The sequence below is a fragment of the Fictibacillus sp. 23RED33 genome (assembly GCF_015903925.1).
Taxonomy (GTDB): Bacteria; Bacillota; Bacilli; order Bacillales; family Fictibacillaceae; genus Fictibacillus; species Fictibacillus phosphorivorans.
In genome coordinates this window covers 1-3,044 of the sequence record NZ_JACZDX010000020.1, presented here as the reverse complement: position 1 = coordinate 3,044, position 3,044 = coordinate 1, and the positions used below count along the sequence as shown (strand labels likewise).

At 52.5% G+C, this 3,044-nt stretch carries 1 rRNA gene; it reads right to left on the bottom strand.

What is annotated here, in order from left to right:
* Positions 1–4 precede the first annotated feature (4 nt).
* Positions 5–2,941, bottom strand: a 23S ribosomal RNA gene (locus IHV09_RS22175).
* Positions 2,942–3,044 lie beyond the last annotated feature (103 nt).

The window sequence follows — 3,044 nt, the reverse complement described above, 5'->3', positions numbered from 1 at the left end:
TTTTAAGGATAAGCCCTCGACCGATTAGTATCTGTCAGCTCCACGTGTCACCACGCTTCCACACCAGACCTATCAACCTCATCATCTCTAAGGGGTCTTACTCACTTGCGTGATGGGAAATCTCATCTTGAGGGGGGCTTCATGCTTAGATGCTTTCAGCACTTATCCCGTCCACACGTAGCTACCCAGCTATGCCCCTGGCGGAACAACTGGTACACCAGCGGTGTGTCCATCCCGGTCCTCTCGTACTAAGGACAGCTCCTCTCAAATTTCCTGCGCCCGCGACGGATAGGGACCGAACTGTCTCACGACGTTCTGAACCCAGCTCGCGTACCGCTTTAATGGGCGAACAGCCCAACCCTTGGGACCTACTTCAGCCCCAGGATGCGATGAGCCGACATCGAGGTGCCAAACCTCCCCGTCGATGTGGACTCTTGGGGGAGATAAGCCTGTTATCCCCAGGGTAGCTTTTATCCGTTGAGCGATGGCCCTTCCATGCGGAACCACCGGATCACTAAGCCCGACTTTCGTCCCTGCTCGACTTGTAGGTCTCGCAGTCAAGCTCCCTTGTGCCTTTACACTCTGCGAATGATTTCCAACCATTCTGAGGGAACCTTTGGGCGCCTCCGTTACTGTTTAGGAGGCGACCGCCCCAGTCAAACTGCCCACCTGACACTGTCTCCGAACCGGATTACGGTCCAAGGTTAGAATTTCAATACAGCCAGGGTAGTATCCCACCGACGCCTCCACCGAAGCTGGCGCTCCGGCTTCTCAGGCTCCTACCTATCCTGTACAAGCTGTACCAAAATCCAATATCAAGTTGCAGTAAAGCTCCATGGGGTCTTTCCGTCCTGTCGCGGGTAACCTGCATCTTCACAGGTACTATAATTTCACCGGGTCTCTCGTTGAGACAGTATCCAAGTCGTTACACCTTTCGTGCGGGTCGGAACTTACCCGACAAGGAATTTCGCTACCTTAGGACCGTTATAGTTACGGCCGCCGTTTACTGGGGCTTCAATTCAGAGCTTCTCCTAAAAGGATAACCCCTCCTCTTAACCTTCCAGCACCGGGCAGGTGTCAGCCCCTATACTTCACCTTGCGGTTTCGCAGAGACCTGTGTTTTTGCTAAACAGTCGCTTGGATCTATTCACTGCGGCTCTCTCGGGCGATAAACCCTATCAGAGCACCCCTTCTCCCGAAGTTACGGGGTCATTTTGCCGAGTTCCTTAACGAGAGTTCTCCCGATCATCTTAGGATTCTCTCCTCGCCTACCTGTGTCGGTTTGCGGTACGGGCACCTCTTTCCTCACTAGAGGCTTTTCTTGGCAGTGTAGGATCAGGGACTTCGGTACTAAAATTTCCCTCGCCATCACAGCTCAGCCTTCATGTTGGGCGGATTTGCCTACCCAACAGCCTAACTGCTTAGACGCACTATTCCATCAGTGCGCTCACCCTACCTTACTGCGTCCCCCCATTGTTCAAACGGAAAGGAGGTGGTACAGGAATATCAACCTGTTATCCATCGCCTACGCTTTTCAGCCTCGGCTTAGGCCCCGACTAACCCTGAGCGGACGAGCCTTCCTCAGGAAACCTTAGGCTTTCGATGGACAAGATTCTCACTTGTCTTTCGCTACTCATACCGGCATTCTCACTTCAAAGCGCTCCACCAGTCCTTCCGGTCTGACTTCGCTGCACTTCGAACGCTCCCCTACCCCTGTACCATACGGTACAAGCCATAGCTTCGGTGATACGTTTAGCCCCGTTACATTTTCGGCGCAGAGTCACTCGACCAGTGAGCTATTACGCACTCTTTAAATGGTGGCTGCTTCTAAGCCAACATCCTGGTTGTCTGGGCAACTCCACATCCTTTGCCACTTAACGTATACTTTGGGACCTTAGCTGATGGTCTGGGCTGTTTCCCTTTTGACTACGGATCTTATCACTCGCAGTCTGACTCCCGCGGATAATTCTCTGGCATTCGGAGTTTGACTGAATTCGGTAACCCTGTGGGGGCCCCTAGTCCAATCAGTGCTCTACCTCCAGGAATCTTGCCGCGAGGCTAGCCCTAAAGCTATTTCGGGGAGAACCAGCTATCTCCGTGTTCGATTGGCATTTCACCCCTACCCACACCTCATCCCCGCACTTTTCAACGTGCGTGGGTTCGGGCCTCCATTCAGTGTTACCTGAACTTCACCCTGGACATGGGTAGATCACACGGTTTCGGGTCTACGACCACGTACTATGTCGCCCTATTCAGACTCGCTTTCGCTGCGGCTCCGTCTTATCAACTTAACCTTGCACGGGATCGTAACTCGCCGGTTCATTCTACAAAAGGCACGCCGTCACCCGTTAATGGGCTCCGACTACTTGTAGGCACACGGTTTCAGGATCTGTTTCACTCCCCTTCCGGGGTGCTTTTCACCTTTCCCTCACGGTACTGGTTCACTATCGGTCACTAGGGAGTATTTAGCCTTGGGAGATGGTCCTCCCGGATTCCGACGGGGTTTCACGTGTCCCGCCGTACTCAGGATCCACTCAGGAGGGAACGAAGTTTCAGCTACAGGGCTGTTACCTTCTTCGGCTGGCCTTTCCAGACCACTTCACCTACTTCGTTCCTTTGTAACTCCGTATAGAGTGTCCTACAACCCCAGAGAGCAAGCTCTCTGGTTTGGGCTGATTCCGTTTCGCTCGCCGCTACTCAGGAAATCGCATTTGCTTTCTCTTCCTCCGGGTACTTAGATGTTTCAGTTCCCCGGGTCTGCCTTCTCATACCCTATGTATTCAGATATGGATACCATCCCATTACGGATGGTGGGTTCCCCCATTCGGAAATCCCCGGATCAATGCTTACTTACAGCTCCCCGAGGCATATCGGTGTTCGTCCCGTCCTTCTTCGGCTCCTAGTGCCAAGGCATCCACCGTGCGCCCTTTCTAGCTTAACCTTATATGATGTTTACACATCAAAGATTCTTGCTTGGCGCAGATTAGATAAATCTATCTGCCTTGCATATTGTTTGGATGTCGATATCTAGTTTTCAAAGAACA